Genomic DNA, 11,072 nt, shown 5'->3' with positions numbered 1-11,072 from the left:
CGGCTTACCCCTTCATCCGGTTGGCATCGTCGACGGCAATGGTGCCGCGGCCGCGGAAATAAATGACGAGAATGGCGAGACCGATCGCCGCTTCGCCCGCGGCCACCGTCAGCACGAACATCGCGAACACCTGCCCTACGAGATCGCCGAGCGCGGCGCTGAACGCGACGAGGTTGATGTTTACCGCGAGCAGGATCAGCTCGATCGCCATCAGGATGACGATGATATTCTTGCGGTTGATGAAGATGCCGAGCACGCCGAGCGTGAACAGCACCGCCGAAACGGCGAGATAATGGCCGACCGAAATCACAATTCCATCCCCTGCCCGACGCCCGGATCGACGAGGCGCGTCGCGTCCTGCGGACGGCGCCGGTTCTGCGCCGAGATATTCTGGCTGCGCACGCCCCCACGTTGCCGATGCGTCAGCGCGATCGCGCCGATCATCGCGACGAGCAGGACGATGCCCGCCGCCTCGAACAGGAAGTTGTAGCGCGTGTAAAGAAGTTCGCCGATCTGCTGGATGTTGCTGGTGTCGGCGACGGCAGGCGCCGCGCGCGCGGCCAGGTCGACCCCGCCCGCCTGCCACGCCCCGACCGCGAAGACGAGTTCGGCGGCGAGGATGATCGCGACGAGCGCGCCGAGCGGCAGATAGCGGACGAAACCGGCACGCAGCTCGGCGAAATCGATGTCGAGCATCATCACCACGAACAGGAACAGCACCGCGACCGCGCCGACATAGACGATGACGAGCAGCATCGCGATGAACTCGGCCCCCGCGAGCAGCATCAGCCCCGCCGCGTTGAAGAAGGCGAGGATCAGCCACATGACGCTGTGGACCGGATTGCGCGCGAAAATGACCATCGCCGCGGAGGCGATGGTGATGGCCGCGAAAAGGTAAAAGGCGATGAGCTGAATCATGCTTCGATCCTCCCCAGCATGGGGAGGGGGACCATGCGAAGCATGGTGGAGGGGCACAAGCCCGCATCCACCGCGTTCGACACCGCGTGCCCCTCCACCACCCTTCGGGTGGTCCCCCTCCCCGTTCCGGGGAGGATATTCATGGCTGAATCGATCATCCGCGCGCCCTTATCGATAGGGCGCGTCGGCGGCAAGATTCGCCGCGATCGCGCGCTCCCATTTATCGCCATTGGCGAGCAGCTTCGCCTTGTCATAGAGCAGCTCCTCGCGCGTTTCGGTCGCGAATTCGAAGTTCGGCCCCTCGACGATCGCATCGACGGGGCAGGCCTCCTGACAAAAGCCACAATAGATGCACTTGGTCATGTCGATGTCGTAGCGCGTCGTGCGGCGTGAGCCGTCATCGCGCGGTTCGGCCTCGATCGTGATCGCCTGCGCCGGGCACACCGCTTCGCACAGCTTGCACGCGATGCAGCGCTCCTCGCCGTTCGGATAGCGACGCAGCGCATGTTCACCGCGAAAACGCGGCGACAGCGGGTTCTTCTCGAACGGATAGTTGATCGTCGCCTTCGGCTTGAAGAAATATTTGAGCGTCAGCCAATGGGCCTGCACAAACTCCCACAAGGTGAAGGTTCTGATGAGATGGGCGATGTTACTCATGAATACCTCGTCAGCATCAGATAGCCGGAGATCAGGAATATCCAGAGCAGCGAGATCGGCAGGAACACCTTCCAACCCAGCCGCATGAGCTGGTCGTAGCGATAGCGCGGGACGGTCGCCTTCACCCAGCTAAAGGCGAAGAAGAAGAAGAGTATCTTCGCGAACAACCAGATGATGCCGGGGACGACATAGAGCGGCGCCCAGTCGAGCGGGGGCAGCCAGCCGCCCCAGAAAAGCACCGCGTTGAGCGTGCACATTAGCAGCACGTTGGCATATTCGCCGAGCCAGAAGAGCGCGAAGCTCATCGACGAATATTCGGTCTGATAGCCCGCGACGAGCTCGCTTTCGGCCTCGGTCAAATCGAACGGCGTGCGCGCAGTCTCGGCCAGCGACGAGATGAAGAACAGCACCGCGAGCGGGAAGAGCAGCAGGTTGAAGCCGAAGGCGTTGATCAGCCCGAGCCCATGCCCCTGCTGCGCCTTGACGATCTCATTGAGGTTGAAGCTGTCGGCGAACAGCACGACGCCGATCAGGATGAAGCCGATCGAGACTTCATAGCTGATCATCTGCGCCGAGGCGCGCATCGCGGAAAAGAAGGGATATTTCGAGTTCGACGACCAGCCCGACAGGATGACGCCATAAACGCCGAGCGAGCTGATCGCGAGGATATAGAGCAGCCCGACATTGATGTCGGCGAGCACCGCGCCCGAATTGAACGGGATCACCGCCCACGCCATCAGCGCCACCGTGAAGGTGATGATCGGCGCGATCAGGAACAGGCCGCGGTTCGCGCTCGACGGGATGATCGTTTCCTGCAGGAACACTTTCAGCCCGTCGGCGAAGCTCTGGAGCAGACCGAAGGGCCCGACGACGTTCGGCCCGCGCCGCAGCGCCATCGCCGCCCAGATCTTGCGGTCGGCATAAATGATCATCGCGACCGCGAGCATCAGCGGCAGAGCGATCAACAGGATGCCGCAGATCGTCGCGACGCCCCACGCCCATTCGTAGGACATGCCGAGAGATTGGAAAAACTCGGTCATTCCGCCGCCTCCGCATAATCTCCGCCGTGGAGCAGTTCGTCCGAACAGCGCTGCATCGTCGGCGACGCGCGGCAGATGGCGTTGGTCAGATAGAAATCCTTGATCGGCGACGGGATCGCACGCGCCTCGGGCTTCGCGGGCAGCTTCGGAACCGACCAGCCATAGTCGGCGAGCCCTTCCGCGCCCAGCGCCGGAACCGCCGCGACCATCGCCGCGCGGCACTCGGCAAAGCTGTCGAAGCCGACCGACACGCCCAGCGCATCGGCAAGCGCGCGGAAGATACTCCAGTCCTCGCGCGCGTCGCCCGGCGCGAACACCGCCTTCTCGCTACGCTGGACGCGGCCCTCGGTGTTGACCGTGGTGAAATCCTTCTCGGTCCACGCCGCCGCGGGCAGAATGACGTCGGCGGCGTGCGCGCCCTTGTCGCCATGGTGGCCGACATAGACCTTCAGCGTTCCTGTGAACGCCGCGAAATCGACCTCGTCGGCGCCGAGGAAGAAAGCGAGCTTCGGCTTCGCCGCGATCACGTCCTTGATCCCGCCCGGCTGCGAATAGCCGAGCATCAGCGCGCCCATGCGCGCGGCCGAGAAATGGACGACGTTGAAGCCGTTCCAGCCCTGTCCTGAGCTTGTCGAAGCGGCGTCCTTGACCGCGTTCACCGACTTGGCGAGCGCCAGCGCCGCGCCATGCACGCCCGGCACCGATAGCGCGCCGCCGCCGAAGATCAGCATCGGCCGCTCGGCGCCCTTGAGCGCGTCGGTGACATGCGCCGGCAGCTTCGCGACCAGCGAGGCATCGTCGCCGAGCCATTCGACCTTATAGGTCTGGTCGATCTCGGGCCCGATGCCGAAGACCTTCGCGCCCTTCTTCCACGCCGCCTTGCGGACGCGCGTGTTGATCAGCGGCGCTTCCCAGCGCAGGTTCGTGCCGACGAGCAGGATCACGTCGGCATTCTCGGCCTCGGCAATCCCGGTGTTGAAATTCACCGCCGACAGGCTGGTGACGTCATAGTCGAGCCCGGTCTGGCGCCCCTCGAACAGATTGCCGCCGAGCGCCGTCACCAGCGCCTTCGCAGCGAACATCGTTTCGCAATCGGCCATGTCGCCCGCGATCGCCGCGACCGACGACCCCGCCTTCGCGGCCCTGATTGCGTCGAACGCCTCGGCCCAGCTCGCTTCGACGAGCTGGCCGTCCTTGCGGATATAAGGTCGGTCGAGACGGCGGCGGATCAGGCCGTCGACATGGTGGCGCGTCTTGTCGCTCGCCCATTCCTCGTTCACATCATCGTTGACGCGCGGCAGCACGCGCAGCACCTGGCGCCCGCGGCTGTCGATGCGGACGTTGGTGCCGACTGCGTCGCTCATGTCGATGCCGAGCGTCTTGGTCAGCTCCCACGGCCGCGCCTCGAACGCATAGGGCTTCGAGGTGAGTGCGCCGACCGGGCACAGGTCGACGACATTGCCCGAAAGCTCGCTCGCCACCGCACGTTCGAGGTAGGAGGTGATCTGCATATTCTCGCCGCGATAGATCGCGCCGATATCCTCGACCCCGGCGACTTCCTCGGCAAACCGGACGCAGCGCGTGCACTGGATGCAGCGCGTCATCACCGTCTTGACGATCGGCCCCATATATTTCTCGGTCACCGCGCGCTTGTTCTCGTCATAGCGCGAGGCGCCGCGGCCATAGGCGACCGACTGGTCCTGCAGGTCGCATTCGCCGCCCTGATCACAGATCGGGCAGTCGAGCGGGTGGTTGATGAGCAGGAACTCCATCACTCCTTCGCGCGCCTTCTTCACCATCGGGCTGTCGGTCTTGATGATCTGGCCTTCGGCGGCGGGCAGCGCGCACGACGCCTGCGGCTTCGGCGGCCCCGGTGCGACCTCGACGAGGCACATGCGGCAATTGCCGGCGATCGACAGACGCTCATGGTAGCAGAAGCGCGGGATTTCCTTCCCCGCCAGCTCGCACGCCTGCAGAACGGTCGCGCCCTGCGGAACGTCGAGTTCTACGCCATCTACAGTTACTTTAGGCACCAGCATGCCCCTTTGATTTGGAGGTCGAGTTTTCGAGGATTTTTTTCATCGCGCGCAGCTGATTCTGCGTCGAGACGATCAATGCTACGCCAGACAGAAGGGTCAGCAACTTCAAGATTCCGGGAATATTGTTTGGAAAAGCGCCGAACGCTGCCATTTCGACCAACTCATCCAGCGACGGCCCGAACATCGGATCATGCTCCGCCCCGGAAGCCTGCAAAGCCGAAAGCTGCCAGAAATGGATTTGCTGGAAGGCCATCAACAATGCCATCGCGGTGACGGCGAGGACGATCAGAGCGATGCCAAGAACGGATGCCTTGCTCATGAGCCGATCCGTCCCGCGTTGTCCGCAGCCTGTTCGAAGTCTCGCCGCTCGACCTGTTCCGCCATAAAATCGCTGGCATTTTTCACCGTCTGCGCAAGCAGGCCGGCGAGCACGCAAAATGCAGGGCTCATCAGCGTGTAAATCACGCTCGGAAACGTGAACTGGAAATAGTCAAAGCGCGCGTCGCCGCGAGGATCGGCGCCATAAGCTTGCACCGCGCCGTAAGCCACAAAGAGCAGATGCGCGATCGCGAGCGTATAGAATAAAGTAGCGAGCTTGCTGGTAGGCATCGTCATTCCGCCGCCTCCAGAGCACCGCCATTCTCACAGATGCGGCGTTCGAGTTCGGGGCGGAAGTGGCGGATGAGGCCCTGGATCGGCCATGCCGCCGCGTCGCCGAGCGCGCAGATGGTGTGGCCTTCGACCTGCTTGGTCACGTCGAACAGCGTGTCGATCTCGCTGATGTCGGCGTCGCCGGTGCGCAGCCGTTCCATCACGCGCCACATCCAGCCGGTGCCCTCGCGGCACGGCGTGCACTGGCCGCAGCTTTCATGCTTGTAGAAATAGCTGATGCGGCTGATCGCCTGAACGACGTCGGTCGACTTGTCCATGACGATCGCAGCGGCGGTGCCGAGGCCCGAGCCGAGCGCCTTCAGCCCGTCGAAATCCATCGGCGCGTCCATGATCTCGGCCGCGGGGACGAGCGGCACCGACGAGCCGCCGGGGATGACCGCCAGCAGATTGTCCCAGCCACCGCGAATGCCGCCGCAATGCTTCTCGATCAGGTCGCGGAACGGGATGCCCATCTCTTCCTCGACGACGCACGGGCGCTCGACATGGCCCGAAATCTGGAAGAGCTTGGTGCCCTTGTTGTTCTCGCGTCCGAAGCTCGAAAACCACGACGCGCCGCGGCGCAGGATCGTCGGGACGACCGCGATGCTTTCGACATTGTTCACCGTCGTCGGGCAGCCATAGAGGCCCGCACCCGCCGGGAACGGGGGTTTCAGGCGCGGCTGGCCTTTCTTGCCCTCAAGGCTTTCGATCATCGCGGTTTCTTCGCCGCAGATATAGGCGCCGGCGCCGCGGTGGACGAAGACGTCGAAGTCATAACCCGACTTCGCGGCGTTCTTGCCGAGCAGGCCGGCGTCATAGGCTTCCTGCACCGCCGCGAAGAGCGTTTCGGCCTCGCGGATGAACTCGCCGCGAATGTAGATATAGGCGGCGCGCGCGCGCATCGCATAGCCCGCGATCAGCGCGCCCTCGATCAGCTTGTGCGGATCGTGGCGGATGATCTCGCGGTCCTTGCACGACCCCGGCTCGGATTCGTCGGCGTTGATGACGAGGAAGCTCGGGCGGTCGGCGCGCGGCTCCTTCGGCATGAAGGACCATTTGAGGCCGGTCGGAAAGCCCGCGCCGCCGCGGCCGCGCAGACCCGATGCCTTGACCTCTTCGATGATCGCGTCCTGGCCGCGCTTCATCAGGTCTTTCGTCTTGTCCCAATCGCCGCGCGCCTGCGCGGCTTTCAGGTTCCACGGCTGGAACCCGTAAAGGTTGGTAAAAATGCGGTCTTTGTCAGCAAGCATGGCTGGCCTCACTCACCCTTCTCTTTGCTGCCCTGACGTGCAGCAAAGACGGCGATAAAAACGACGGCGACGCCCATGAAGGCGGAACCCAATGCGATCCAGACCGCCATTACCAGTCCTTCCGATAGTCATGGTTGGCTTTGACCATCTCCACCAGCGTCGTCGGGCCGCCTTCGGGCTCGCTCGTGTGACGCTTGGGGTTCTGGGTGCCCACCTTCGGCTGTTTGCCCGCGGCGAGATCGTCGAGCAGGCGGACCGTGCTGTCGTAATCGAGGTCTTCGTAGTTATCGTCGTTGATCTGGACCATCGGCGCATTGGTGCAGGTGCCCATGCACTCGACCTCGGTCAGCGTGAACAGGCCGTCGGGGGTGGTCTTGCCCTTCACCATGCCGCGGTTCTTGCACGCGGCCATAACATCGTCCGACCCGCGCAGCAGGCACGGCGTCGTCCCGCACACCTGCACATGATAACGGCCGACCGGCGCGAGATTGTACATCGTGTAGAAGGTCGCGACTTCATAGGCGCGGATGAACGGCATATCGAGCGCGGCCGCGACATATTCGATCACCGGCACCGGCAGCCAGCCCTGCGTGTTCGTCTCGGCGCCGACCTGCCGCTGCGCGAGGTCGAGCAAAGGCATCACCGCCGAACGCTGGCGCCCGGCGGGGTAGCGCGCGATGACGGTCTTCGCCTTTTCGGCATTCTCGGGAGTCCACGCGAAAGCGCCCCAGCGCGCGCGGACTTCGGCTTCGTCGGGGATTTGGGGTGCGTCAGCCATTAATCCCGCCCTATCAAGTCAAGATTGTGTGTTTCGATACTTTTAATTTTATCGTTTTCGAACAGGAGAGAGAGACCGGCAGGCGTATCTCCCGGTGTATGCGGGCAGTCCAGCCTGACAGACACGTGATCGCGAACTTCGACAAAAATGTTCGGCCGTTTGGGATCCTGTACCGCCGGGTAGCCGACATTGAGGAGACGACATTCGGACACTACCGACAGTGCGGCAAAGTCATTCGCATTGGGCGGCGAAACGAAATCGGAAATCTCTACCGGCTGGCCGGCGAGCAGCGAAGTAGCAAACCGTTTTGCGACAACTATCTGCTGATTTTCTTTCGCCAGAAGCGGAGGCGCCGCAAAAAGCGCCGAAATCATAAGGAGCGGAGCCCTCACCGGTCACACTCCCCGAACACCACATCAATGGCGCCGATGATCGCGGTCGTATCCGCAAGCATGTGGCCCTTCGCCATCATGTCCATCGCCTGCAGGTGCGAAAACGCCGTCGGGCGGATCTTGCAGCGATAGGGCTTGTTGGTGCCGTCGCTGACCAGATAGACGCCGAATTCGCCCTTGGGGCTCTCGGTCGCAACGTAAACCTCACCTGCCGGGACGTGGAAGCCCTCGGTATAGAGTTTGAAGTGATGGATCAGCGATTCCATCGACTGCTTCATCTCGCCGCGCTTCGGCGGCACGACCTTGCGGTCGAGGCTGGCGATCGGGCCGCTCGGCATATCGCGCAGGCACTGCTTGATGATGCGCGCCGACTGATAGACTTCCTGCACGCGGACCATGAAGCGGTCGTAGCAGTCGCCGCGCGTGCCGACCGGAATGTCGAACTCCATCGCGGCATAGGCGTCATAGGGCTGCGACTTGCGGATATCCCACGGGATGCCGCTGCCGCGGATCATCGGGCCGGAGAAGCCCCACGCCAGCGCGTCTTCCTTGCTCACCGTCGCGATATCGACGTTGCGCTGCTTGAAGATGCGGTTGTCGATGACGAGGCTCATCGCGTCGCCGAACAGCTTGGGAAGGCGCGTCTCACACCATTCGCCGATGTCGACGAGCAGCTTTTCGGGGACGTCCTGATGGACGCCGCCGGGGCGGAACCATGCCGAGTGCATCCGCGCACCGCTCGCGCGCTCGAAGAAATTGAGGCAATCCTCGCGCAGCTCGAACACCCACAGGTTCGGGGTCATCGCGCCGACGTCCATGACGTGCGACCCGATGTTGAGCATGTGGTTGCAGATACGCGTCAGCTCGGCGAACAGGGTGCGCAGATATTGCGCGCGCGCCGGCACCTCGAGGTCGAGCAATTTCTCGATCGCGAGGACATAGCTGTGCTCCATGCCGAGCGGCGAGCAATAGTCGAGCCGGTCGAAATAGGGCAGCGCCTGCAGATAGGTCTTGTATTCGATCAGCTTCTCGGTGCCGCGGTGGAGCAGCCCGACGTGCGGATCGACGCGCTCGATGATCTCGCCGTCGAGCTCCATCACCATGCGCAGCACGCCGTGCGCCGCCGGATGCTGCGGGCCGAAGTTGATCGTGTAGTTGGTGACGACCTGATCGCCCGCGGTGTCGGCGGTGTCGACCGGATAGCCCTCGAACATGTCGCTGCCGTGGTGCTTGACCGCTCCAGAAGCCATTTGGGGAGAGTCGGTCATGCGTCGCCTCCTTTAGGCTTGCGCGGTGCGCGCGGCTTGGCCGGAGCCTTCGCCTTCGCGAGTGCCTTCTCGGCTTTCTTCGTCGCGGGCGTCTTCGCTTTCGCCACTGCCGTCGTCTTCGCGCCGTCGCGGCTCGGCTTCGCGGCCTTCAGATCGGTCTTGGCGCCCGCGCCCGTCTGCGCGGTCTTTTCGGTCGTCTTCGGGGTCGGCGGCGGCGCCTTCTTCGCAGCCTCGTCGTCGGCCTTCTTGACCTGCTGCGCGGTCATCGGCGTCGGCGCGCCCTTGCCCGGCGCCTCGCCGGTCCCGCCGGCCTTTTCGTCGCCCGGCAGCACATAGTCGGCGCCTTCCCACGGGCTGAGGAAGTCGAAGCTGCGGAAATCCTGCGCCAGCTTCACCGGCTCATAGACGACGCGCTTGTCCTCTTCGCTGTATCGCAGCTCGATATAGCCGGTCAGCGGGAAATCCTTGCGCTGCGGATGGCCCTGGAAGCCGTAGTCGGTCAGAATCCGGCGCAGGTCCGGATTGCCCGCGAACAGCACGCCGTACATGTCGAACACTTCGCGCTCGAGCCAGCCGGCTACCGGCCACACGGGCACGATGCTCGGCACCGGCGTCGCTTCGTCGGTGCAGACGCGGACGCGCAGGCGGTGATTCTTCGTCACGCTGAGCAGGTGATAGACGACCTCGAAGCGCTCGGCGCGGTCGGGATAGTCGACCCCGGCGATTTCCATGAGCTGCTGATAGCCCAAATTGTCGCGAAGGCTGATCATCACGCCTGCGATGGCGTCGCGGCGCACGGTGATGCTGTCCTCGCCGACGGCGAAGACATGCTCGACCAGGTCGTCGCCGAGCAGTTTCTTCAGCGCGGCGCCGATGCCCTCGCGGGGCGCGATCAGGGGAGCGGGACTGGCCATCAGCGTTCGATCGTCCCGGTGCGGCGAATCTTCCGCTGCAACTGCATCACGCCATAGAGCAACGCCTCGGCGGTCGGCGGGCAGCCGGGGACATAGATGTCGACCGGCACGATGCGGTCGCAGCCGCGCACCACCGAATAGCTGTAGTGATAATAGCCGCCGCCGTTGGCGCAGCTTCCCATCGAAATCACATATTTGGGATTCGACATCTGGTCGTAAACGCGGCGCAGCGCCGGGGCCATCTTATTGCAGAGCGTCCCCGCAACGATCATCACGTCCGACTGGCGCGGGCTGGCGCGCGGCGCGACGCCGAAACGCTCCATGTCATAGCGCGGCATGTTGACGTGGATCATCTCGACCGCGCAGCAGGCGAGCCCGAAGGTCATCCACCACAGCGAGCCGGTGCGCGCCCAGTTGAACAGGTCCTCGGTCGAGGTGACGAGAAAGCCCTTGTCGCCGACCTCGCTGTTGAGGTCGTCGAAAAAGCCCGCGTCGGGGCTTGTCCCCGGCGCTACCGGCAAGGCTCCGGGGTTGGTGCCCGAGGCGACCGGCGTCTGGCCGGGCATGATGATGCTGGAAGTGCTCATTCCCAATCCAACGCGCCTTTTTTCCACGCGTACACAAGGCCGATCGCAAGTTCGGCAAGGAAGACCATCATCGTCGCCCAGCCCGCCCAGCCGATTTCCTTGAGGCTGACGGCCCAGGGAAAGAGGAAGGCGGCTTCGAGGTCGAAGATGATGAAGAGGATGGCGACAAGATAGAAGCGCACGTCGAACTGGCTGCGCGCATCCTCGAACGCGGGAAAGCCGCATTCATATTCGGTCAGCTTCGCCGGGTCGGGCTTGTGCGTGCCGGTCAGGCGCGCGACGCCCATCGGCAGGAAGACGAACGCCGAGGACAGGCCAACGGCGATGACCAGAAAGAGCAGAATCGGCAGATATTGCGTCAGATCGACCATGGGAGCTCGCAGTCTATTCAGGTGTTTGCCACCGTTATCGCGGGGCGCTTTAGGCCAGTGCGCCCCGCCCCGCAAGCGCTGCGGGCAGGATTTTCGTTACCATTGTGACCAAAGGCATAAGGAAGGCTGGCCCGATCGCCTAATGCTGTGTTACGCCGCCTGCGTGGGTCGGCGTTTCGGGTGATTATAACCCACTTTTCAATCAGG

General features: G+C 63.5%; 14 protein-coding genes. All 14 read right to left on the bottom strand.

Going from position 1 to position 11,072, the window contains the following annotated elements; genetic code table 11:
- Positions 1-4 precede the first annotated feature (4 nt).
- Positions 5-310, bottom strand: a complete 306-nt coding sequence (gene nuoK / locus VHO04_RS12235; protein WP_053554267.1) for an NADH-quinone oxidoreductase subunit NuoK — start codon at positions 308-310, stop codon at positions 5-7.
- Positions 307-918: an NADH-quinone oxidoreductase subunit J gene (locus tag VHO04_RS12230; protein WP_329628535.1), complete on the bottom strand. Its 612-nt coding sequence runs from the start codon at positions 916-918 to the stop codon at positions 307-309. The genes nuoK and VHO04_RS12230 overlap by 4 nt, the downstream gene beginning before the upstream one ends.
- A 168-nt stretch (positions 919-1,086) precedes the next feature.
- Positions 1,087-1,575 (bottom strand): NADH-quinone oxidoreductase subunit NuoI, encoded by a 489-nt coding sequence (nuoI, locus tag VHO04_RS12225; RefSeq protein WP_329628534.1) that lies wholly within the window; start codon positions 1,573-1,575, stop codon positions 1,087-1,089.
- Positions 1,572-2,615, bottom strand: coding sequence for an NADH-quinone oxidoreductase subunit NuoH (gene nuoH / locus VHO04_RS12220; RefSeq protein WP_329628533.1), 1,044 nt, complete (start codon positions 2,613-2,615; stop codon positions 1,572-1,574). The genes nuoI and nuoH overlap by 4 nt, the downstream gene beginning before the upstream one ends.
- Positions 2,612-4,648, bottom strand: a complete 2,037-nt coding sequence (gene nuoG / locus VHO04_RS12215) for an NADH-quinone oxidoreductase subunit NuoG (protein ID WP_329628532.1) — start codon at positions 4,646-4,648, stop codon at positions 2,612-2,614. The genes nuoH and nuoG overlap by 4 nt, the downstream gene beginning before the upstream one ends.
- Positions 4,641-4,973: a hypothetical protein gene (locus tag VHO04_RS12210; RefSeq protein ID WP_329628531.1), complete on the bottom strand. Its 333-nt coding sequence runs from the start codon at positions 4,971-4,973 to the stop codon at positions 4,641-4,643. Before VHO04_RS12210 ends, nuoG begins: the two co-directional genes overlap by 8 nt.
- Positions 4,970-5,269, bottom strand: a complete 300-nt coding sequence (locus VHO04_RS12205; protein WP_329628530.1) for a hypothetical protein — start codon at positions 5,267-5,269, stop codon at positions 4,970-4,972. Before VHO04_RS12205 ends, VHO04_RS12210 begins: the two co-directional genes overlap by 4 nt.
- Positions 5,266-6,555 carry an NADH-quinone oxidoreductase subunit NuoF gene (gene nuoF, locus VHO04_RS12200; protein ID WP_329628529.1) on the bottom strand — a complete coding sequence of 430 codons (1,290 nt, stop codon included), beginning with the start codon at positions 6,553-6,555 and terminating at the stop codon, positions 5,266-5,268. The genes VHO04_RS12205 and nuoF overlap by 4 nt, the downstream gene beginning before the upstream one ends.
- 109 nt (positions 6,556-6,664) lie before the next feature.
- Positions 6,665-7,333 carry an NAD(P)H-dependent oxidoreductase subunit E gene (locus VHO04_RS12195; protein WP_329628528.1) on the bottom strand — a complete coding sequence of 223 codons (669 nt, stop codon included), beginning with the start codon at positions 7,331-7,333 and terminating at the stop codon, positions 6,665-6,667.
- Positions 7,333-7,707, bottom strand: a complete 375-nt coding sequence (locus tag VHO04_RS12190) for a hypothetical protein (protein ID WP_329628527.1) — start codon at positions 7,705-7,707, stop codon at positions 7,333-7,335. Before VHO04_RS12190 ends, VHO04_RS12195 begins: the two co-directional genes overlap by 1 nt.
- Before the next feature lie 14 nt (positions 7,708-7,721).
- Positions 7,722-8,939 carry an NADH-quinone oxidoreductase subunit D gene (locus VHO04_RS12185; protein WP_329628637.1) on the bottom strand — a complete coding sequence of 406 codons (1,218 nt, stop codon included), beginning with the start codon at positions 8,937-8,939 and terminating at the stop codon, positions 7,722-7,724.
- Between the two features lie 50 nt (positions 8,940-8,989).
- Positions 8,990-9,907: an NADH-quinone oxidoreductase subunit C gene (locus VHO04_RS12180; protein ID WP_329628526.1), complete on the bottom strand. Its 918-nt coding sequence runs from the start codon at positions 9,905-9,907 to the stop codon at positions 8,990-8,992.
- On the bottom strand, positions 9,907-10,473 hold the full coding sequence (locus tag VHO04_RS12175) for an NADH-quinone oxidoreductase subunit B family protein (RefSeq protein WP_329628636.1): 567 nt from the start codon (positions 10,471-10,473) through the stop codon (positions 9,907-9,909). The genes VHO04_RS12180 and VHO04_RS12175 overlap by 1 nt, the downstream gene beginning before the upstream one ends.
- A gap of 17 nt (positions 10,474-10,490) precedes the next feature.
- Complete coding sequence (locus VHO04_RS12170; RefSeq protein ID WP_297660166.1) at positions 10,491-10,865, bottom strand: NADH-quinone oxidoreductase subunit A; 375 nt, start codon at positions 10,863-10,865, stop codon at positions 10,491-10,493.
- Positions 10,866-11,072: the final 207 nt, after the last annotated feature.

It is taken from the genome of Sphingopyxis sp., assembly GCF_036261875.1.
GTDB lineage: Bacteria > Pseudomonadota > Alphaproteobacteria > Sphingomonadales > Sphingomonadaceae > Sphingopyxis.
Note: the sequence above shows the minus strand (reverse complement) of the source record. Positions and strands in the feature narration are given on the sequence as shown.

Bases quoted from the DNA above. Each gene is read 5' to 3' on its own strand.
- nuoH (WP_329628533.1), bottom strand. From the start codon at position 2,615: ATGACCGAGTTTTTCCAATCTCTCGGCATGTCCTACGAATGGGCGTGG.
- VHO04_RS12195 (WP_329628528.1), bottom strand. From the start codon at position 7,333: ATGGCTGACGCACCCCAAATCCCCGACGAAGCCGAAGTCCGCGCGCGC.
- VHO04_RS12175 (WP_329628636.1), bottom strand. From the start codon at position 10,473: ATGCCCGGCCAGACGCCGGTCGCCTCGGGCACCAACCCCGGAGCCTTG.
- nuoF (WP_329628529.1), bottom strand. From the start codon at position 6,555: ATGCTTGCTGACAAAGACCGCATTTTTACCAACCTTTACGGGTTCCAG.
- VHO04_RS12210 (WP_329628531.1), bottom strand. From the start codon at position 4,973: ATGAGCAAGGCATCCGTTCTTGGCATCGCTCTGATCGTCCTCGCCGTC.
- VHO04_RS12180 (WP_329628526.1), bottom strand. From the start codon at position 9,907: ATGGCCAGTCCCGCTCCCCTGATCGCGCCCCGCGAGGGCATCGGCGCC.
- nuoI (WP_329628534.1), bottom strand. From the start codon at position 1,575: ATGAGTAACATCGCCCATCTCATCAGAACCTTCACCTTGTGGGAGTTT.
- VHO04_RS12185 (WP_329628637.1), bottom strand. From the start codon at position 8,939: ATGTTCGAGGGCTATCCGGTCGACACCGCCGACACCGCGGGCGATCAG.
- VHO04_RS12170 (WP_297660166.1), bottom strand. From the start codon at position 10,865: ATGGTCGATCTGACGCAATATCTGCCGATTCTGCTCTTTCTGGTCATC.
- VHO04_RS12190 (WP_329628527.1), bottom strand. From the start codon at position 7,707: ATGATTTCGGCGCTTTTTGCGGCGCCTCCGCTTCTGGCGAAAGAAAAT.
- VHO04_RS12205 (WP_329628530.1), bottom strand. From the start codon at position 5,269: ATGACGATGCCTACCAGCAAGCTCGCTACTTTATTCTATACGCTCGCG.
- VHO04_RS12230 (WP_329628535.1), bottom strand. From the start codon at position 918: ATGATTCAGCTCATCGCCTTTTACCTTTTCGCGGCCATCACCATCGCC.